Here is an 18,622-nt window from a genome sequence, read left to right as displayed (position 1 = left end):
CAGCTGCCGGGAATGCTCGAACTTGAGACCGGCGCTCAGGTGGCGAGATCACCGAACCGCGCCTGCAGCGCCGCGATCGCGGCCATGCCGGCGGTCTCGGTACGCAAGATGCGCGGGCCCAGTCGCAATCCATTGAAGCCGGCGGCGATCAACGCCGCACGATCGTTCGTGGACCAGCCGCCTTCCGGCCCGATCGCGAGCACGATGCTGCCGGACGGCGGCGTCATCGTCGCGAGACCCGATGTCGCATCGGGATCGAGCAGCCAGCGCGAGGCGTCTGCAGGCAGATCTGCAAGTGCGGCCGCGAGCGCGCGCGGCGGCGCGACTGCCGGAATCCTCGAACGCCAGCTCTGTTCGCAGGCCGACACCACCACACTGCGCCAGTGCGCGAGGCGCTTGGCCGCGCGCTCGGCGTCGAGCTTCACTTCACTGCGATCGCTGGAGACCGGCACGAAGGCGGCGACGCCGAGCTCGGTCGCCTTCTGCAGGATCCAGTCCATCTTCTCGCCGCGCGCGATGCCCTGGACCAGGGTGATCGACAGCGGCGACTCCAGATCGATCACGCGGTTACCGGTGATCTCGGCCACCGCGCTGCGCTTGTCCACGCGCACCAGGCGTGCGTCGTGATCGATGCCGTCGCCGTTGAACAGTACGCAGGCATCGCCTTCGCGCAGGCGCAGTACACGCACCAGATGCGCCACGGCGTCGTCGGGCAGTTCGACCGGCTGGCCGGTGGCGAGCGGGCGATCGACGAAGGCGCGGATCACACGCATGCGGTGCCCGCCTCGATGGCTTCGGCGGTGACGTCGGCGAGCAGCTGCAGCTGTGCATCGTCGATGCAGTAGGGCGGCATCCAGTAGAGGATGTCGCCGAGCGGACGCAGCAACACGCCGCGTTCGACCGCGTGCCGATAGGCGCGCAAACCGACGCGCAGCGCCGGATCGAACGGCGTGGCCTTGTCGCCATCGCGGGTGAGTTCGAACGCGACGATCATGCCGGTCTGGCGCGTGTCGGCAACGTGCCGGTGCGCACCGATCTGCGCCGCGAGTGTCGCCATCTTCGCGGCCGTGTCGCGGTTGCGCGCAAGCACGTCATCGGTGGCGAAGATGTCAAGCGAGGCCAGCGCCGCGGCGCAGGCCAGCGGATTGCCGGTGTAGCTGTGCGAATGCAGGAAGGCGCGCTCGCGCGAGGCGTCGAGAAAGCCGTCGTACAGCGCCTGCGTCGCCAGCACTGTCGACAGCGGCAGGAAGCCGCCGGTCAGGCCCTTCGACAGGCACAGCAGATCCGGCTGCACGCCGGCCTGTTCGAATGCGAACAGCGTGCCGGTGCGTCCGAAGCCGACCGCGATCTCGTCGGCGATCAGGAACACGCCGTGCACGTCGCACAGTTCGCGCACGCGCTTGAGATACACCGGGTCGTGCATGCGCATGCCGCCCGCGCATTGCACCAGCGGTTCGAGGATCAGCGCGCAGATCTCACCGGCATGCGCGTCGAGCAGATGCGCCAGCGCATCGGCCGCGTCTTCGGCATGACCGGCCGCGCTCTGGCCGGCACGCGCGGTGTAGGCGTCGGGCGAGGGCGCGAAGACCGACTCGCACAGCAGCGGCGCGTAGACGCGGCGGTACAGCGGAATGTCGCCGACCGCGAGCGCGCCGAGCGTCTCGCCGTGATAGCCGTTCTGCAGCGCGACGAACTTGGTCCGGCGCGGTTCGTCGCCGCGGTTCTGGAACCACTGGAACGCCATCTTCAGGGCGACTTCGACGCCGGCCGAGCCGTTGTCGGCGAAGAACACCTTGGTCAGCGGCGGGCGGCCCGGTTCGCGCGGGGCCACGGCGAGCAGGCGTTCGGCAAGCTCCACCGCAGCGGGGTGCGTGCAGCCGGCCAGGATCACCTGTTCCAGCGTGCGCGCCTGCGTGGCGATGGCCTCGGCGATGCGCGGCTCGGCATGGCCGTGCAGGTTGGTCCACCAGCTGCTGCCCGAATCGAGGATCTTCCGGCCGCCGGCCTCGATCAGCCAGGCGCCTTCGCCGCGCACGATCGGCAACATCGGCTGGATGTCGGGATGCTCGCGCATCTGGGTGCAGGGGTGCCAGACCGCGGCGAGGTCGCGGGTCCGCCAGTCGTTGCCGTCGGCTAGAATGGCCGCATCGTGAATCTGTCCAGTCATCCCGTCATTATCGCTCCCCAGCGCCGCCACCGTGCAGACGGGAGGGCGCCCGCATGAGCAAGACGCTGCCGACCATCCACGAGGTCACCGAGCACGAAGCGGCGCTGTACCGCATGGAGCGGCTCGATCTGGAGTTCTCCAACGGCGAACGGCGCCTGTACGAACGTCTGCATGGCCGCGGCCATGGCGCGGTGATCGTGGTGCCGATGCTGGATACGGAGACCGTGCTGCTGGTGCGCGAGTACGCCGCCGGCTTCCATCGCTACGAGCTGGGTCTGGTCAAGGGCCGCATCGACGCGGGCGAGTCCGCGCTCGAAGCCGCCAACCGCGAACTCAAGGAAGAGATCGGCTATGGCGCGCGCAGTGTCGAAGCGCTGCGCTCGATCTCGTTGGCGCCGCAGTACATGAGCCACCAGGCGACGCTGGTCATCGCGCGCGATCTGTATCCCGAGCGCCTGGCCGGCGACGAGCCCGAAGAGCTCGACGTAGTGCCGTGGAAGCTCGATGCACTGCACGAGCTGATCCTGCTCGATGAGTTCTCCGAAGGCCGTTCGATCGCCGCGCTGTTCATCGTCCGCGACTGGCTGCGTCACCACGGTGGCTGACGCCGCCGGACCCGTCACCGCAGCGGTCCGCGACGGCGTCATCGCGATCGCACGCGCCGCGGCCGACGCGATCCTCGCCGTCTACGCCGAAGACTTCGACGTCATCCGCAAGGCCGACGCCAGCCCGGTCACCGCCGCCGATCTGGCCGCGCACCGCGTCATCGTCGACGGCCTGCGCGCGCTGACGCCCGATATTCCGATCGTCTCCGAAGAATCCGCCGTCGTGGTGCCTGCTGAGGAGCGCCGCGCATGGACGCGGATGTGGCTCGTCGATCCACTCGACGGCACGCGCGAGTTCGTCAAACGCAATGGCGAGTTCACGGTCAACATCGCGCTGATCGACAACGGCGTCGCGGTGTTCGGTGTGATCCAGGCGCCGGTGACCGGCGCGCTGTGGCATGGCGCACCCGGGCATGGTGCGTTCGTCCGCGAAGGCGATCGCGATACCGCACTTCACGCGCCGCGTCACGATCCCGCGAGGCCCGTCGCGCTGCGCGTCGCCGCGAGCCGCTCGCATCGCGATCCGCGCACGACGGCGCTGCTCGAGCGGATCGGCGATGTGACGCCGGTGCCGCTGGGCTCTTCGCTGAAGTTCTGCCGGCTCGCCGAGGGCGGCATGGATGTCTATCCGCGCTTCGGTCCGACCAGCGAGTGGGACACCGCGGCCGGCCAGGCGATCCTCGAAGGCGCAGGCGGCGCAGTGCTTGACCCGCAGGGCCGGCCGTTCCGGTACAACCAGCGCGACACGATCCTCAATGGCGATTTCATCGCGCTGGGCGATCCGTCGTTGCCGTGGCGTGACTGGCTCGATCCGCGCGACTAGACGTCGCTTCGACAGGACGTATGGACGCCTTTCGGCGCCCCGGGCAAACGCAGACACGCACGACGCTGGCTAGACTGGCGCACGCCGCATCCCACGTCAGGCCACAGGATTTCCCATGTCGCATGCCCCCGGCGATATCCATCGCATCCTCGACATCATGGCGCGCCTGCGCGATCCGCAGAGCGGCTGTCCCTGGGACGTCAAACAGGATTTCGCGTCCATCGCCGCCTATACGATCGAGGAGGCCTACGAGGTCGCCGACGCGATCGATCGCGGCGATCTGCCCGGTCTGTGCGATGAACTCGGCGATCTGCTGCTGCAGGTCGTCTTCCACGCGCAGATGGCGCAGGAGCAGGGCGCGTTCGCGTTCGGCGATGTCGTCGATGCGATCAGCGACAAGATGATCCGCCGGCACCCGCACATCTTCGGCGACGTCTCGGCCGACGATGCCGAGACCGTGCTGCGCAACTGGGAGGCGATCAAGCGCGAGGAGCGTGCCGCGGCGGGCGAGACGGACGCGTCGGCACTGGCCGGCATCGCACGCGGGCTGCCGGAATGGCAGCGCGCGGTGAAGCTGCAGCAGCGCGCCGCGCGTGTCGGCTTCGACTGGTCGGGCCCGGAGCCGGTGATCGCGAAATTGCACGAGGAGATCGACGAGGTGCGCGTGGAGTTCGACGCGGTCGCTGCCGATCCGGATGACACTGCGGCGCAGGATCGACTCGAAGAAGAACTGGGCGATCTGCTGTTCGTCGCGGCGAATCTCGCGCGGCACGCGAAGGTCGATGTCGGCGCCGCATTGCGGCGAGCCAACCACAAGTTCGAGCGTCGCTTCCGCGCGATGGAAACGATGGCCGAGGCCGAGGGCAGTGCGCTCGCAGGCCAGTCGCTGGACGCGCAGGATGCGTACTGGAACCGCGCCAAGCAGGCCGAGCGCGAGACATGAAAACGCTGCTGCTGTTCGTCGCGACCGCGTTCTTCGAGATCGTCGGCTGCTATCTGCCGTGGCTGTGGCTGCGCAAGGACGGCAGCGCGTGGTTGCTGCTGCCGGCCGCCGCCGCTCTGGCCGCGTTCGTGTGGCTGCTGACCCTGCATCCCACCGCCTCCGGGCGCGTGTACGCAGCCTACGGCGGCGTCTACGTCGCGGTCGCGCTGCTGTGGCTGTGGCGCGTCGACGGCATCGTGCCCGGTCGCTGGGATCTGCTGGGCGCCGCGCTGTGCCTCGGCGGCATGGCGGTGATCATGTTCGCCCCGCGCAGCGCCTGACGACGGTTGACGCACGCAGGCACCGGTGCGATCAATGGCGCGTACACCACCAGCTCTGGGAGGACGCATGCGCCGCTTCGCCAGCTTCCGCGAGTTCTATCCGTTCTATCTCGGCGAGCACGCGCATCCGGTGTCGCGACGCCTGCATTTCATCGGCAGCTGCGGCGTGCTCGCGCTGGTCGGCGTGGCGATCTGGCAGCGCAATCCGATGTGGCTCTGGGCCGCACTGGTCTGCGGTTACGCCTTCGCGTGGGTCGGACACTTCTTCTTCGAGAAGAACCGGCCTGCCACGTTCAAGCATCCGATCTATTCCTTCATCGGCGACTGGGTGATGTTCAAGGACATCCTGATCGGCCGTATACGCTTCTGACAGCGGCGGTCACTCCAGGAAGATTAGCCAGGCCGCCACCACGATCAGCGCGAAACCCGCCCAGTGGTTCCACTTCAGCGGCTGGCCCAGATACCAGGTCGAAAAGCCCGCGAACACCAGTAGCGTGATGACCTCCTGCATGCCCTTGAGCTGCGGCGCCGAATAGACCGCGGCGCCGATCCGGTTCGCCGGCACCATCAGCATGTACTCGAAGAACGCGATGCCCCAGCTGACGACGATGACCGTCAGGATCGGCACACTGCGGTACTTGAGATGCCCGTACCAGGCGAACGTCATGAAGATGTTCGAGCCCAGTAGCAGCAGGATGGGCAGATAGCGCTCGTAGCCGGGCATGACGGGATTTCCGAAGGGGGCGGGGACGGCGCAGATCGTAGCGCCAAGCCCGTTGTGACGCGGGCGATCCACGAAATCTTCACAAATCCTGCACTGTGAAAGTGGGAAATTCACAAAGCTTAATCCACACGCACCCAGCTACGGAGTCGTACATGCGCGCAGGTCAGGAACCCGGAGGCCTCGTCCTCATCGTCGAGGACAACCGCAACATTTCCGAGATGGTCGGCGAGTATCTGGAAGGTCGCGGCTTCGAGGTCGACTACGCCGCCGACGGTCTGGATGGCTATCGCCTGGCCACCGAAAACAATTACGACGTGATCGTGCTCGACCTGATGCTGCCGCGTCTGGACGGCATCGAAGTCTGCAAGCGCCTGCGTGAGGACGCGCGCAAGTCGACGCCGGTGCTGATGCTGACCGCGCGCGACACGCTCGACGAAAAGCTCACCGGCCTGAGTTCCGGCGCCGACGACTATCTGACCAAGCCCTTCGCGATCCAGGAACTCGAAGCGCGTCTGCGTGCGCTGATCCGCCGCGAGCGTCGCCAGGTGGGTTCGGAAGTGCTCAAGGTCGCCGACCTGGTGCTTGATCCGGCCAGCATGCGCGCCACCCGTGGTGGTACCGAACTGCAGCTCTCGCCGATCGGCATGAAGCTGCTGACGATCCTGATGCGTGAATCGCCGCGTGTGGTGAACCGTCAGGAGATCGAGCGCGAGATCTGGGGCAACAGCCTGCCGGACTCCGACACCCTGCGCAGCCATCTCTACAACCTGCGCAAGATCATCGACAAGCCCTACGACAAGCAGCTGCTGCACACCGTGCAGAGCGCCGGGTATCGCATCGCCGACATCGAGCAGTCGCCGGCCTGAGCCGACGACGCGCCGTTCGACCATGCCCCAGGGGCTGCCCAACCGCATCCGTGATGCGTTCACCTTCCAGGCGGTCATCGCCGGGATGACGCTCATCGTCTGCGTGATGACCGCGGCCTTTATCGGCCGCGAGGTCGTCGCGCGGCAGTGGCTGCAGGCCGAGGCCGATGCCTGGTGGCAGGCCAAGGCCACCGACGCGTCATATCCGCCGCCGTTCGGCGTGAACCTGCAGGGCTATTTCATGCCCGCCGGTGGCGGTGAACTGCAGGCGATCATCGGTGGCGATCGCGCGGTCGCGAATCTGCTGTGGTTCAAGGGCGCACCCGAGGGCTTCTCGCCGCGGCGCGACACCGAAGGCGTGCTGCTGGTCGACCGGCGCGAGGCCGGCACTCTGTATCTCGCCGCGTCGCTGTCGCTGTTCGATCGCATCCTCGCGCTGGCCGCGGGTGGCCTCGCGCTGCTGATGATGGCGACGATGTTCGTCGTCTCGTGGATGACCTACCGCACGTCCAAACGCATGGTGCTGCCGATCCACCGGTTGGCCGACGAAGTGGGCCGCTGGAACCCGTCCGACAACGACGACGGCGTGCCCGCGGCGCTGACCACGCGCGACGATGCCGGACGTGAAGCGCAGGCATTGACCAGCGCATTGCACGGGCTCGGTGACCGCATCGGCGCCTTCGTGCGCCGCGAGCGCGAGTTCACCCGCGACGCCAGCCACGAACTGCGCACCCCGCTGACGGTGATCCGCGTCGCCAGCGACATGATTGCCGCCGATCCGGCCACGCCGCCGCACCAGCAGCGTCCGCTGCTGCGCATCCGCCGCGCGACGCAGGACATGGAAGCGGTGATCGACGCGCTGCTGGTGCTCGCGCGCGAGCGCGGCGTCATGCCACAGAGCGAAGTGTTCGACGTGGTCGAGGTGGTCGAAGAGGAAATCGACAAGGTGCGGCCACTGTTCGAAGGTAAGCAGCTGTCGCTGACATTCGATATCCAGGGCCGGCCGCGGCTCGACGCGCCGCCGCGCGTGCTCGGCGTGATGCTGGGACATCTGCTGCGCAACGCCTGGGCGTTCACCGAAACCGGCGGCGTCGAGGTGATTGTCGATCGCGACCGCATCATCGTCCGCGACACCGGCATCGGCATGACGCCCGACGTGCTCAAGCGCGTCTATGACCCGTTCTACCGCGCCGATCCGTTCTCGCAGTCCGGCAAGGGCATCGGCTTGTCGATCGTGCGTCGCCTCGGTACGCGCTTCGGCTGGCCGGTCGCACTCGACAGCGCGCCCGACGAGGGCACCACGGTCACCATCGTGCTCGGCGACCGTCTGGTCTGAATCGACGCCGACGCGATGTCGGCGCCAGCAAGTCAGAAGCAAAAAAAGTCCGCGCTCCGGTCAACTCCACGCCACGCGATGCGTTAGCGTCTCCAGTTGCCCATCAAGACCGGACCCATGTCGACCCGTCCCAAGCCCCGTCGCCGCGCCGTATCGCGCCTCGTTCCCGTCATCGTGATCGCCGCCGTCGTCGCCGGCGGTGTCTGGTTCTGGTCGCAGCGCAATGCCGCCGCCGCGGAAGGCGCCTGGCGCACCACGCCGGTCGAACGCGGTGACATTCGCGTGGTGATCTCGGCCACCGGTACGCTCAGCGCGACCTCGACGGTCGTGGTCGGCAGCCAGGTGTCGGGCCAGATCACCGACGTGCTGGTCGACTTCAACGATCCGGTCACCCAGGGCCAGGTGCTCGCGCGCATCGACCCGGCGACGTTCCAAGCGCAGATCGAACAGGGCTCGGCCCAGGTCAACAGTGCGCGCGCGTCGCTGGCGCAGGCTCAGGCCAGCCTGCGCAACGCGCAGCTCGATTACGACCGCAAGGCCTCGCTGGCCGGCCAGCAGCTGGTCGCGCGCAGCGATGTCGATCTCGCGCGCGCCGCGCTCGATCAGGCCAAGGCGCAGGCGAACGCCGCGCAGGCACAGATCGTCCAGCAAACTGCATCCACGCAGACCTCGCGCATCAACATGGAGCGCACGGTGATCCGCTCGCCGGTCGACGGCACGATCCTCACGCGGTCGATCGAACCCGGCCAGACCGTCGCCGCGAGCCTGCAGGCGCCGGAGCTGTTCACCATCGCCGAGGACCTGCGCAAGATGCGCATCGAACTCGCGGTCGACGAAGCCGATATCGGCCAGGTGCAGGTCGGTCAGGCGGTGACGTTTACCTCCGACGCGTTCAACGACCGCCGCTTCAACGGCACCGTCGAGCAGGTGCGCCTGGCAGCTACGACGACGAACAACGTGGTGACGTATCCGGTGGTCGTCGCAGTCGACAACGCCGACGGCACGCTGTTGCCGGGCCTGACCGTCAATGCCGAAATCGAAGTCAGCAACCGCGAGGACGTGCTGAAGATCGCGAACGCGGCGCTGCGTTATCGGCCGGCCGACGCCGCCGACATCGCCGCGGCCGCGCGCCCCGAAGGTGGCAACGCGCCGCGCGGCGGCGGGCTGGCCGACGATCTCGCCGCCGCGGCGGCCGCGATGCAGCTCACCGCGCCGCAGCAGGCCGCATTCGACAGCGCGCTTGCCGCGATGCGCGAGCGTCAGCAGGCGCCGCGTCCGAGCGGCCCGCCGGGTGGTCAGCGCGGCAATGCAGGTGGCGGTCCGCCGCCCGGCATGAGCATGGGTGGTGGCAGCAGCGATCCCAGCGTGCAGGCGCAGATCCGCCAGCGGATGATGGATCGCTTCCAGCAGACCTTCGCCGACTTCACCGCGACGCTCGACGCCAACCAGCGCGCGCAGTGGAACCGCACGCTGGCTGCGACCGTCGGCGCGACCCGCGTTACCGTGTACCGCCTGGTCGATGGACGTCGCGAGGCGGTGCCGGTGCGACTCGGAGCCAGCGACGGCAGCATGACCGAGGCCTCGGGTGGTGTGTCGGAAGGCGATCTGATCGTCACCGGCGAGCGCGCGGCGACCCGATGAGCACGACCGACGTTGCGCCGCAGGCCGGTACCCGGCCGCCGGTCATCGAGACCCGCGGGCTGGAGAAGATCTATTCGGCCGGCACCGAGGCTGAAGTGGTCGCGCTCAAGGGCGTGCACATGTCGATCGCGCACGGCGAGTTCGTCGCGATCATGGGTCCGTCGGGCTCGGGCAAGTCGACGCTGATGAATCTCGTCGGCTGTCTCGACACGCCGACCGGCGGCCAGTACCTGTGCGACGGCATCGACGTCGCCACGCTCGACCGCGAGCAACTGGCCGAGCTGCGCCGCGACAAGATCGGGTTCGTGTTCCAGGGCTTCAATCTGCTGCCGCGCATGACCGCGCTCGAGAACGTCGCGATGCCGCTCGGCTACGCGCGCGTGCCGAACGAGGAACGCGCCGAACGTGCGCGCGAGGCGCTGGCCTCGGTCGGTCTGGAGAACCGCGGCACGCATCGTCCGAGCGAACTGTCGGGCGGTCAGCAGCAACGTGTGGCGATCGCGCGCGCGCTGATCAACCGGCCGCCGGTGCTGCTCGCCGACGAACCCACGGGCGCGCTCGACACCAAGACCGGCGAGGAAATCCTCAGCCTGTTCAAACGTCTGCGCGACGACGGCCACACCGTCGTGCTGATCACCCACGATCCCGAAGTCGCCGCACACGCTGACCGCACCTTCGTCATGCGCGACGGCGAGCTGCACGAGGAAGGCCCCTACGACACTCGCGCGCACGCGCAGACCGGAGCCGCGTCATGACCTATCTCGATGTCTTGCGCACCGCGATCTTCGCGCTGCGCGGCAACTGGATGCGCAGCGCGCTGACGTCACTGGGCGTGATCATCGGTATCGCCGCGGTCATCGTCATGGTGTCGGTGGGTCAGGGCACGCAGGCCGAGATCGATCGCATGGTGTCGGGCCTGGGCTCGCAGCGACTGGACATCTCGCCGGGCTCGCGGCGCACGCCGGGCGGCGCGCGTCAGTCGGGCAGCAGTTTCTTCACCTTGAACGAGGGCGACGCCGAAGCGATTCGCGGCGAGATTCCCGAAGTACAGCTGGTCTCGGGTTCGCTGCGCGGCAGCAGCCAGATCGTGTTCGCCGAGAAGAACTGGGCCAGCAGCTGGCAGGGCGTGCAGCCGGATTTCTTCGAGATCAACGGCTGGACGGTCGTCGAAGGCGCCGGCTTCGAACCACAGGACTACAGCGGCGCCGGCAAGAACGTGATCATCGGCGAGACCGTGCGGCGCGAACTGTTCGGCGAGGACAGTGGCGTCGGTCAGACAGTGCGCATCGGGCGTACGCCGTTCGTGGTCGTCGGCGTGCTGAATTCGAAGGGGCAGGGCGGCTTCGGCCAGGACCAGGACGACGTGATGATGGTGCCGCTCGAAACCGGGCGCCGGCGTCTGCTCGGCGCGATGGGCATGCCGGCCGGCGCGGTGATGCAGATCGCGTTGACGGTCGGCAACGCCGACGATCTGCCTTATGTACAAGGCGAAGTGGAAGCGCTACTGCGGCAGCGCCACCGCATCGCGCCCGGCGCGGAAGACGATTTCAGCGTGCGCAACATTTCCGAAATCGTCGCCACGCGCACCGCGACGACGCGGCTGATGTCATTGCTGCTCGGCGCGGTCGCGACGATCTCGTTGATCGTCGGCGGCATCGGCATCATGAACATCATGCTGGTGTCGGTGACCGAGCGCATCCGCGAAATCGGCCTGCGCATGGCGGTCGGCGCCGGACCCACCGATGTACGCCGCCAGTTCCTCGCCGAAGCGATGCTGCTCTCGCTCGGTGGCGGCGTGCTCGGCATCGCGATCGGCGTCGGCGGCGCCTTGCTGGTGGGCCGTTTCAGCGATCTGCCGACCGCACTCAACAGTCAGATCGTGCTGCTGGCCGCGGGCTTCTCGGTCGCGACCGGCCTGTTCTTCGGCTACTACCCGGCGCGCAAGGCCTCGGAACTCGATCCGATCGACGCGCTGCGGCAGCAATAGGGTCGGCAAGAAAAAGGGCGCCCGAGGGCGCCCTTTTTCATCGTGCATCCGCGCGATCAGCGCGTGTAGAGCAGGCGGTTCGGCGAACCCGTGCCGGGGTTGCTGACCCGGTTCGGTGTCGAGTTGCTGTAGAGCCAGTTGCGCACCGTCGCCGGCGAGGCCGAGGGATTGTTGGTCAGATACAACGCCGCGGCGCCGGCCACGTGCGGCGAGGCCATCGAGGTGCCGCTGATGGTGTTGGACGCGGAGGTGCTGGTGGACCAGGCCGAGGTGATCGAGCTGCCCGGCGCGAAGATGTTCACGCAGCTGCCGATGTTGGAGAACGAGGAGCGCGCATCGGTCGAGGTGGTCGAACCCACGGTCACCGCATTGGCCACGCGCGCCGGCGAGTAGTTGCAGGCGTTGGCGCCGTTGTTGTTGCCGGCCGCGACCACGACGGTAACGCCGCTGTTGATCAGGTTGTTGGTCGCGTTGTCGGTCGCGGTCGACGCCGGGCCACCGAGGCTCATGTTGGCGACGGCCGGCAGCACGCGGTTGGCGCGCACCCAGTCGATGCCGGCGATGATCGTCGAGTTGGCGCTGCCGCCTGTGCAGCCGAACACGCGCACCGGGACCAGACGCACCTGCTTGGCCACGCCCCAGGTCGTGCCACCTACGGTGCCGGCGACGTGCGTGCCGTGGCCGTTGCAGTCGTTGCTGCCGCGGCCATCGTTGATCGCCGAGTAGCCCGACAGCAGGCGCGTGCCGAACTGCGTGTGGCCCGTGCGGATGCCGCTGTCGATGATGTAGGCGCGCACGTTGGCTGCCAGCGGGTCGTAGACGTAGGTGCCGTTCAAGGGACGGTCGCGCTGGTCGATGCGGTCCAGGCCCCAGGTGGCGCCGGTCTGCGTGGCCGACAGTTCGACGTAGCCGTCCTGCTCGACGAAATCGACGCGCGGATCGTTGAGCAGGCTGGCCAGCTTGCGGTCGTCGGCGTTGACGACCATGCCGTGCAGCGCATGCGTGTAGAGCTGGGTGACCTTGAGGTCATGCTGCGCGGCGACATCGACCACGCGCTTTTCGACTTCCGCTGCGACGGCCGCATCGGGCGAGGCCACGAGTGCCTTGTCGAGTCGGCCGGCGAGGCGGTCCGCATCGACACGTTCGCGGATCTCGTCGCTGTTGAAGACGACGATGTACTGGCCGGGGATGGCGTTGTCGACCTTGCGCAATTCCGCGGCGAACGCGGGCGAGACAAGGACGGAGGCTACGGCGAGAACGAGCAGGCGCTTGTGGATCATCGTGGATTCCTTGATGAAGGGTGGCTACCGCGGTTTCCCCCTGTTCCTGTCCCGGGTGACACGCATGCGCGCCGCACCGGTTGCTCGACGCTGGCGGCGACGGTTGCAGGTGTCAATGAACAGGGAAACGTGCACACCCGACGCCCGCTCGCGCTGTGCGCGAGCACACGGAAATGGCCGTGTAACCGGTTCAAGCGCAGGCGGGAATCATTTCCATCGCGCAGAATCAGCAAGGCTGCGTCGGCGTGACGCGCGCTTGGATCGGTCGATTCGCGCATCGCGTTGCACGAGCGCCCGTCATCCCGGCGCACGCCGGAATCCCACGACTTTCCAGTGATCTGCACCTGGCGTTACCGGGTGTTGCATTACCTGCGCCCGGCCGCGTGCGACCGCCCGGTTCAACGCACCAGATACGGCCCGATGATGTCTTTCCACATCGCGTAACCCGCAGCGTTCATGTGCAGATGATCGGCAATGAACAGGTCCTCGCGCGGCACACCGTCGGCATCGAGCATCGGCGTGAACACATCGATGTAGGCGACATTGCGCTGGGTCGCGGCCCAGTCGCGCAACGCGGTGTTGGCGTCGAGCTGCACGCCGAGCAGGTTTGCGCGCGAGGGACTGGGCTTGATGCCGAGCAGGGCGATCGGCGTGCCCGGCTGGGTCGTGCGGATGCGGGTGACGAAGGCCTGCGTGTCGGCGAGGACCTGCGCAGCCGAGCGGCCCTCGGCGATGTCGTTGTCGCCGGCGTAGAGCACGATCTGACGCGGCCGGTAGCGCAGGGCGACTTCATCGGCGTACCAGATCGCGTCGCGGACCTGCGAGCCGCCGAAGCCGCGGTTGAGCACGGTCGCGTCCGGGAAATCCGCGGCCAGCGTTTCCCACATCCGCACCGACGAGCTGCCGGTGAAGACGATCGGGCGCTCGGGTGGAGGCGTGGCGGCGTCTTCGGCCGCGAAGCGCGCCATGTCCGTGGCCCATTCCGGCGAGGACACCGGGTCCAGACCTGCAAGCACGCCGCTGCCAGTGGCGCAGCCTGCGAGCAGGCCGACGGCGAGCAGCGCGGTGGCGCACAGGGCCCGGCAGCGGTGGGACAGATGGCGAATGGACATGGTGTCGCTCCTGGAAAATGCGCCGGCCAGTCAAACAGCCGTCGGCCGGCAATGCAAACCGGGACCGCCGTCGCCTTGCAGGCGATGTGTCAGAATTGCCGCAACGCGACTGCCCGACGCCTCCGGCCCACCATGTCCCCGACTGTTCCGCGGCCCGCGCCTGGCTGCAGCGTGGCGCGCCCCGCGCGGCCTGCCGTCCGACGGGTGCCGTGAACCATGGCAGACGGGATCGGTCATCGCCCACGCGGCTTCGTGCGCATGTTCCAGGCGACCGTCTGGTCCTGCCAGGGCCTGCGCGCGGCTTGGCTGCACGAGTCCTCGTTCCGGCTCGAGGTGTATCTGCTGGTCGTGCTCGCGCCGCTGGCGATCTGGCTGGGCGCCGACGGCGTGGAGCGTGCGCTGCTGCTCGGCAGTTGTCTGCTGGTGCTGGCCGTGGAATTGCTGAACTCGGCGATCGAAGCCGTGATCGAGCGCTACGGCCCTGAATTCCACGAACTCGCGGGTCGAGCCAAGGACATGGGCTCGGCCGCGGTGTTCGTCACGATGGTCAATGTAGTGGTGGTGTGGGGCCTGATCCTGCTGCCGCGCTGGCTGTGAGCGTGGTGGCGGCCGGGCGCCGCGCCGATCGAATCTCAATGAGGATGTGTCACCGATGATGGAATTGATTACCGACCCGCAGGTCTGGATCCTGCTGATCACGCTCAGTGCGATCGAAATCGTGCTGGGCATCGACAACCTGGTCTTCATCTCGATCGCGGTGGCCAAGCTGCCGGTCGAACAGCGCGAGTTCGCGCGCAAGTTCGGTATCGCGGTCGCGTGCATCACGCGTATCGGCCTGCTGCTGATGCTGGCCTGGCTGGCCGGTCTGACCGAGCCGCTGTTCGAACTGTTCGGCCGCGGCATCTCGGTCCGCGATCTGGTGCTGATCCTCGGCGGTCTGTTCCTGATCGTGAAGGGCGCGATGGAGATCCGCGAGCAGCTCAAGGGCGAGGACGGCGAAGCGCACGGCACGCTCGGCAAGGCGACGGCTTCGTTCGGCGCGGTCATCGCACAGATCGCGGTCATCGACATCGTGTTCTCGCTCGACTCGGTGATCGCCGCCGTCGGCATGGCCGGCGATTACGTGCCGGTGATGGTCTGCGCGATCCTGCTGGCGGTCGCGGTGATGCTGCTGGCGGCGCAGCCGCTGGGCAAGTTCATCGACGCGAACCCGACGGTGAAGATGCTGGCGCTGACCTTCATCGTGCTGATCGGCATGTACCTGCTGCTCGATGGGTTCGGCCTGCACATTCCGAAGGGCTACATCTACGGTTCGATGGGCTTCTCGGCCGCGGTCGAGATGCTGAACCTGTGGGCCAAGCGCAATGCGATGCGCGTGCGCGGCGAGCGCACGCCGCCGGTGGACGAACCGACCGATCCGTTGCCGCGTTGATCCGATGACGATCCTCCACCAGATCGATCCGATCGCGGTCCACCTGCCACAGGTGGGCCCCTTCCATCCGTCGATCCACTGGTACGGATTGATGTACCTGCTGGCGTTCGGCACCGCCTGGCTGCTCGGACGCAGCCGCATCCGCGCCGAGCGCCTGCCGGGCGTCGATGTCGAGCAGTTCGGCGATCTGCTGTTCTACGGCATTCTCGGCGTGATTCTGGGTGGCCGGATCGGCTACGTGCTGTTCTATGCGTTCGGCGATCTGATGCGTGACCCGCTGATGCTGGTCAAGGTCTGGGATGGCGGCATGAGTTTCCACGGCGGCCTGCTCGGCGTGCTGGTGGCGGCCTGGTGGTGGACGCGCAAGCAGGGTCTGCACTTCTTCGACGTCATGGATTTCGTCGCACCATGGGTGCCGCCGGGTCTCGGTCTTGGCCGTGTCGGCAACTACATCGGCGCCGAGTTGTGGGGCAAGTACACGCAGGCCGGCTGGGGCGTGGTGTTCCCGACCGATCCCGCGTTTCGCGGCTGGTCGGCCGAGCGCCTGCAGAGTGAATTCGCGACCGGCGCGCTGGACCAGTTCGCCCGTCATCCCTCGCAGCTCTACCAGGCGTTTCTCGAAGGCCTGGTGATGTTCGTCGTGCTGTGGTGGTTCTCACGCAAACCGCGGCCGCGGTATGCGGTGTCGGGCCTGTTCGCGCTGCTGTACGGCGTGTTCCGCTTCATCGTCGAGTTCGTCCGCGTGCCCGATGCCGAACTCGGCTATCTGGCCTTCGGCTGGCTGACGATGGGCCAGGTGCTGTCGCTGCCGCTGATCGCGCTGGGCCTGTTCCTGCTGTGGCGTTCGCGCAGTGCGCCGACCCTGCAGCCGGTGCCGCCCGCGGCCACCGTCGACACGAAGTAAGCGATGCATGCATCGCCCCGCATGATCCGGAGATCGCGATGAAGCAGTACCTCGATCTGCTGCAGCACGTCCTCGAGCATGGCGCCGAGAAGTCAGATCGCACCGGCACCGGCACGCGCAGCGTGTTCGGCTGGCAGATGCGCTACGACCTCAATGCCGGTTTCCCGCTGGTGACGACGAAGAAGCTGCACCTGCGCTCGATCATCCACGAGCTGCTGTGGTTCCTGCAGGGCGACACCAACGTCGCCTACCTGCGCGACAACAAGGTCAGCATCTGGGACGAATGGGCCGACGCCGATGGCGAACTGGGCCCGGTCTACGGCAAGCAGTGGCGGCGCTGGACAACGGCCGACGGCCGCACGATCGACCAGATGCAGTGGCTGGTCGACGAGATCCGCCGCAATCCCGATTCGCGTCGACTGGTGATCAGCGCCTGGAACGTCGGCGAGCTGTCGGAGATGGCGCTGATGCCCTGCCACGCGCTGTTCCAGTTCTACGTCGTCGACGGCAAGCTCAGCTGCCAGCTCTACCAGCGCAGCGGCGACATCTTCCTCGGCGTGCCGTTCAACATCGCCAGCTATGCGCTGCTGACCCACATTGTCGCGCAGGTCACCGGCCTGGGCGTCGGCGATTTCGTGCACACGCTGGGCGATGCGCATCTGTACTCGAACCACTACGAACAGGCCCGCGAGCAGCTGACCCGCACGCCGCGCGCGCTGCCGACGCTGCGGCTCAATCCGGACGTCACCGATCTGTTCGGGTTCCGCTTCGAGGACATCGCGATCGAAGGCTACGATCCGGCGCCGGCGATCAAGGCGCCGATCGCGGTATGACGCTCGCGCGCATCGCGCTGGCGTTCGTCGTGTCGCTGGGCTCGGCGGGTTGCCAGCAGACGCCGACGCGCGATGGCGGCACGTCGGCGTCGTCCGCGGCGTGCGCGGGTGCATCGCCAGTCGATGCCGCGGAGACGTTCTATCGGCAAATCGTCGCGCTGAATCCCCGCGGGCTGCCGTCGGCGGACGCGATGCGCACGCTCGGCCCGTTGCTGTCATCCGGCATGCAGGCTTCGATTGCGCAGGCGCGCGTCCGCCAGCAGGCCGAGATCGTGGCGTCTCCCGATGACAAACCGTCCTTCATCGAAGGCAGCCTCTTCACCAGCCTGTTCGAAGGTCCGACTGCGGTGCTGTCGGCAGAGGCCGATCCCACCGCGCCCACGCGCGTGGCGGTCGAGATGACCTATGTCGGGCAGGGCGACGCTCGCTGGCGCGACCATGCGCTGATGCGCTGCGAGAACGCGCAGTGGCGCGTCGACGACGTCGAGTTCGGTGGCGACTGGGACTTCGCGTCCGATGGTCGCCTGCGCAACGCGCTGGACGCCGAATGAGCAGGCCGGCGCTGGTCCTCGTCGCGGCGCTCGATCGCCACCGTGCGATCGGTCGCGGCAATGCGATGCCCTGGCATCTGCCCGACGATTTCCGCCACTTCAAGGCGCTGACGCTCGGCAAGCCGGTGCTGATGGGGCGACGCACCGCGGAATCGCTGGGACGCGCGCTGCCCGGCCGGACCAATCTGGTGCTGACCCGCAGCGGACGCGTCCCGTTCGACGGCATGCAGGCCGTCGCGACGCTCGACGAGGCGATCGCCATGGCCGCCGCGCAGAATGCGGGCGAGTTGTGCGTCATCGGCGGCGGCGAGATCTACTCGCTCACCCTGCCTCAGGCGGACGTGCTGCAGTTGACCCACGTCGACACGATAGTCGACGGCGCGGATGCGTTCTTTCCCGTCTGGGATGCCGCGAGGTGGCGCGAGGTCTCGCGCATCCCGCACGCAGCAGATGCGCGTCATGCGCATGCCTTCGAGTTCGTCGAGTACCGCCGCGCCTGATCAGCGTGCTGCGCGTGCGAGGGGCAGCGTCGGCCGGTAGTGGCCGATGATCGTGTGATCGAACAGCAGGTCCTGTTCGCGCGTGCCGCGCGCGATGTTGTGCAGGATCAACGGCGTACCCGCTGCGCTGCGGCGATCCGACACGATGCCGATGTGCAGCAGGCCATTGCGCAGCCGCCAGGCGACGATGTCTCCGGGGCGGAAATCCGCGGGCTTCTCGCCGATCGCACGTTGCCAGCCTTGCCGCTCGAACCAACGCATGTGGTTGGGCACGCGTCGGTGATCGATGTTGCGATCGGGCGCGCGGGCGCCCCAGTCGTTCGGATATGTGGCAAATGCGGTACGCATGTCCTCGTGGATCGCACGCTGCAGATCCAGTCCCTGTGTGCGCATGGCGCGCACGATGACATCGGTGCAGACGCCGCGGTCCTCGGGCACGTCGCCACCGGGATACGAAAGACGCACATAAGCCGGGTCATAGCGCACGGTCACGCCAACCTGTGCCCGTGCCGCATCGACCAGCGCCGGCGTCGCTGCCGCCTGCAGGGCAACGCAGGAGAACAGCAGGAGCAACGCCAGCCGCGCCACCGCCCGCATC

At 67.7% G+C, this 18,622-nt stretch carries 22 protein-coding genes; 16 read left to right on the top strand and 6 right to left on the bottom strand.

All coding sequences use genetic code 11. The features are described 5' to 3' along the window. Positions 1-35 precede the first annotated feature (35 nt). Both LU699_RS04290 and bioA read right to left on the bottom strand, forming a co-directional pair. The gene (locus LU699_RS04290) at positions 36-773 is read right to left on the bottom strand and encodes a 16S rRNA (uracil(1498)-N(3))-methyltransferase (protein WP_232134375.1); all 738 of its coding nucleotides are present in this window, start codon (positions 771-773) and stop codon (positions 36-38) included. Then, on the bottom strand, positions 764-2,167 hold the full coding sequence (gene bioA, locus LU699_RS04285; RefSeq protein ID WP_232134376.1) for an adenosylmethionine--8-amino-7-oxononanoate transaminase: 1,404 nt from the start codon (positions 2,165-2,167) through the stop codon (positions 764-766). The genes LU699_RS04290 and bioA overlap by 10 nt, the downstream gene beginning before the upstream one ends. Positions 2,168-2,220: 53 nt before the next feature. Here bioA and nudE point away from each other — a divergent pair, with 53 nt between their 5' ends. From nudE to LU699_RS04260, 5 genes are all read left to right on the top strand, one after another. Beyond that, complete coding sequence (gene nudE / locus LU699_RS04280) at positions 2,221-2,772, top strand: ADP compounds hydrolase NudE (RefSeq protein ID WP_232134377.1); 552 nt, start codon at positions 2,221-2,223, stop codon at positions 2,770-2,772. After that, entirely contained in the window at positions 2,765-3,595 is an 831-nt protein-coding gene (cysQ, locus tag LU699_RS04275; protein WP_232134378.1) for a 3'(2'),5'-bisphosphate nucleotidase CysQ, read from the top strand. The genes nudE and cysQ overlap by 8 nt, the downstream gene beginning before the upstream one ends. Positions 3,596-3,710: 115 nt before the next feature. Further along, positions 3,711-4,538 carry a nucleoside triphosphate pyrophosphohydrolase gene (mazG, locus tag LU699_RS04270; protein WP_232134379.1) on the top strand — a complete coding sequence of 276 codons (828 nt, stop codon included), beginning with the start codon at positions 3,711-3,713 and terminating at the stop codon, positions 4,536-4,538. Then, positions 4,535-4,858, top strand: a complete 324-nt coding sequence (locus tag LU699_RS04265; protein ID WP_232134380.1) for a YnfA family protein — start codon at positions 4,535-4,537, stop codon at positions 4,856-4,858. Before mazG ends, LU699_RS04265 begins: the two co-directional genes overlap by 4 nt. Positions 4,859-4,925: 67 nt before the next feature. Then, the gene (locus LU699_RS04260) at positions 4,926-5,228 is read left to right on the top strand and encodes an Mpo1-like protein (protein ID WP_232134381.1); all 303 of its coding nucleotides are present in this window, start codon (positions 4,926-4,928) and stop codon (positions 5,226-5,228) included. Between the two features lie 9 nt (positions 5,229-5,237). On the opposite strand, the gene LU699_RS04255 is transcribed toward LU699_RS04260, so the two are convergent. Then, positions 5,238-5,582, bottom strand: a complete 345-nt coding sequence (locus tag LU699_RS04255) for a DMT family protein (protein WP_232134382.1) — start codon at positions 5,580-5,582, stop codon at positions 5,238-5,240. Positions 5,583-5,734: 152 nt separating this feature from the next. On the opposite strand from LU699_RS04255, the gene LU699_RS04250 reads away from it, so the two are divergent. From LU699_RS04250 to LU699_RS04230, 5 genes are all read left to right on the top strand, one after another. Then, a complete protein-coding gene (locus LU699_RS04250) occupies positions 5,735-6,448 on the top strand; it encodes a response regulator transcription factor (protein ID WP_159680050.1) in 714 nt (237 codons plus the stop codon). A 22-nt stretch (positions 6,449-6,470) separates the two neighbouring features. Further along, complete coding sequence (locus LU699_RS04245) at positions 6,471-7,784, top strand: sensor histidine kinase (protein WP_232134383.1); 1,314 nt, start codon at positions 6,471-6,473, stop codon at positions 7,782-7,784. Positions 7,785-7,901: 117 nt separating this feature from the next. Continuing rightward, the gene (locus LU699_RS04240; protein ID WP_232134384.1) at positions 7,902-9,425 is read left to right on the top strand and encodes an efflux RND transporter periplasmic adaptor subunit; all 1,524 of its coding nucleotides are present in this window, start codon (positions 7,902-7,904) and stop codon (positions 9,423-9,425) included. After that, complete coding sequence (locus LU699_RS04235) at positions 9,422-10,180, top strand: ABC transporter ATP-binding protein (protein WP_232134385.1); 759 nt, start codon at positions 9,422-9,424, stop codon at positions 10,178-10,180. Before LU699_RS04240 ends, LU699_RS04235 begins: the two co-directional genes overlap by 4 nt. After that, positions 10,177-11,412, top strand: a complete 1,236-nt coding sequence (locus tag LU699_RS04230; protein WP_232134386.1) for an ABC transporter permease — start codon at positions 10,177-10,179, stop codon at positions 11,410-11,412. Before LU699_RS04235 ends, LU699_RS04230 begins: the two co-directional genes overlap by 4 nt. A gap of 56 nt (positions 11,413-11,468) precedes the next feature. Here the strand turns inward: LU699_RS04230 and LU699_RS04225 are convergent, their stop codons facing one another. Together LU699_RS04225 and LU699_RS04220 are read right to left on the bottom strand one after the other, a co-directional pair. Next, the gene (locus tag LU699_RS04225) at positions 11,469-12,692 is read right to left on the bottom strand and encodes a S8 family peptidase (protein WP_232134387.1); all 1,224 of its coding nucleotides are present in this window, start codon (positions 12,690-12,692) and stop codon (positions 11,469-11,471) included. A gap of 398 nt (positions 12,693-13,090) precedes the next feature. Then, on the bottom strand, positions 13,091-13,804 hold the full coding sequence (locus tag LU699_RS04220) for an SGNH/GDSL hydrolase family protein (protein ID WP_232580492.1): 714 nt from the start codon (positions 13,802-13,804) through the stop codon (positions 13,091-13,093). 216 nt (positions 13,805-14,020) lie between these two features. Between LU699_RS04220 and LU699_RS04215 the strand changes: the two genes are divergently transcribed. The 6 genes from LU699_RS04215 to LU699_RS04190 are packed head-to-tail and all read left to right on the top strand — an operon-like array spanning position 14,021 to position 18,024. Then, on the top strand, positions 14,021-14,401 hold the full coding sequence (locus LU699_RS04215) for a diacylglycerol kinase (RefSeq protein ID WP_232134389.1): 381 nt from the start codon (positions 14,021-14,023) through the stop codon (positions 14,399-14,401). 55 nt (positions 14,402-14,456) lie between these two features. Beyond that, positions 14,457-15,236, top strand: coding sequence for a TerC family protein (locus tag LU699_RS04210; protein WP_232134390.1), 780 nt, complete (start codon positions 14,457-14,459; stop codon positions 15,234-15,236). Between the two features lie 4 nt (positions 15,237-15,240). After that, a complete protein-coding gene (lgt, locus tag LU699_RS04205) occupies positions 15,241-16,140 on the top strand; it encodes a prolipoprotein diacylglyceryl transferase (protein ID WP_232580491.1) in 900 nt (299 codons plus the stop codon). A 38-nt stretch (positions 16,141-16,178) separates the two neighbouring features. Further along, positions 16,179-16,973: a thymidylate synthase gene (locus LU699_RS04200; protein WP_232134392.1), complete on the top strand. Its 795-nt coding sequence runs from the start codon at positions 16,179-16,181 to the stop codon at positions 16,971-16,973. Further along, positions 16,970-17,524, top strand: coding sequence for a YqhG/Tai3 family protein (locus LU699_RS04195; RefSeq protein WP_232134393.1), 555 nt, complete (start codon positions 16,970-16,972; stop codon positions 17,522-17,524). Before LU699_RS04200 ends, LU699_RS04195 begins: the two co-directional genes overlap by 4 nt. After that, on the top strand, positions 17,521-18,024 hold the full coding sequence (locus LU699_RS04190; RefSeq protein ID WP_232134394.1) for a dihydrofolate reductase: 504 nt from the start codon (positions 17,521-17,523) through the stop codon (positions 18,022-18,024). The genes LU699_RS04195 and LU699_RS04190 overlap by 4 nt, the downstream gene beginning before the upstream one ends. Here the strand turns inward: LU699_RS04190 and LU699_RS04185 are convergent, their stop codons facing one another. Beyond that, positions 18,025-18,621 carry a DUF1287 domain-containing protein gene (locus LU699_RS04185; RefSeq protein WP_232134395.1) on the bottom strand — a complete coding sequence of 199 codons (597 nt, stop codon included), beginning with the start codon at positions 18,619-18,621 and terminating at the stop codon, positions 18,025-18,027. It lies immediately after the preceding gene. Position 18,622: the final 1 nt, after the last annotated feature.

Source organism: Luteimonas fraxinea (assembly GCF_021233355.1).
GTDB classification, from domain to species: Bacteria; Pseudomonadota; Gammaproteobacteria; order Xanthomonadales; family Xanthomonadaceae; genus Luteimonas; species Luteimonas fraxinea.
The sequence above is the reverse complement of the archived record's forward strand: the minus strand, read 5'-3'. Positions and strand labels throughout refer to the sequence as shown.